Source organism: Cellulosimicrobium sp. AB352 (assembly GCF_049538415.1).
Classification (GTDB): Bacteria; Actinomycetota; Actinomycetes; order Actinomycetales; family Cellulomonadaceae; genus Cellulosimicrobium; species Cellulosimicrobium funkei.
Genome location: NZ_JBMVFX010000051.1, coordinates 1 through 780, shown reverse-complemented (window position 1 = coordinate 780; position 780 = coordinate 1). Strand labels below are relative to the sequence as shown.

Below are 780 nucleotides of genomic sequence, written 5' to 3'. Positions count from 1 at the left end.
CGCGCCGGCGGCGATGCCGGTGATGTTGCCCGCGATCTCGCTCGACCCCGTCGCCGCCTCCTGCACCCCCCGCGACATCTCGTTCGTCGTCGCGGTCTGCTCCTCCACCGCCGACGCGATCGTCAGCTGGTAGTCGTTGATCCGCCCGATGATGTCCGCGATCTCCCCGATCGCCTCCACCGCACCCACCGTGTCCCCCTGGATCGCCTCCACCCGACGCGCGATGTCCTCCGTCGCCTTCGCCGTCTCCTGCGCCAGCTCCTTCACCTCGCTGGCCACCACCGCGAACCCCTTGCCCGCCTCACCCGCACGAGCCGCCTCGATCGTCGCGTTCAACGCCAACAAGTTCGTCTGCTCCGCGATCGACGTGATCACCTTGATCACGTCACCGATCTCCTGCGACGACGTCCCCAGCTTCTGCACCGTCTCGTTCGTCGCCGCAGCCCGCTCCGTGGCCTTGTTCGCCACCTTCGCCGCCTCGTTCGAGTTCTGCGCGATCTCCCGAATCGAAGCCCCCATCTCCTCCGCACCCGCAGCCACCGTCTGCACGTTCTGCGACACCTGCTCCGCCGCCGACGCCACCACACCCGACTGCGCCGCCGTCTCGTCCGACGACGCCGAGAACTGCGCACCCGCCGCAGACAGCTGCTCCGTCGCCGCAGCCACCGCCTCCGACGTCCCCGCCACCTCCGCGATGATCCCCCGCAAGTTCTCCTGCGCACTCGTCAACGCCGCAGCCATCTGCCCCAGCTCGTCACGACCCACCACCTCGGCCCGCAC

At 69.5% G+C, this 780-nt stretch carries 1 protein-coding gene; it reads right to left on the bottom strand.

Annotation, left to right across the window (positions count from 1 at the left end; translation table 11 throughout):
• On the bottom strand, window positions 1-780 hold a 780-nt coding region (locus ACPCUX_RS18785; protein ID WP_423389394.1), incomplete at both ends, for a methyl-accepting chemotaxis protein.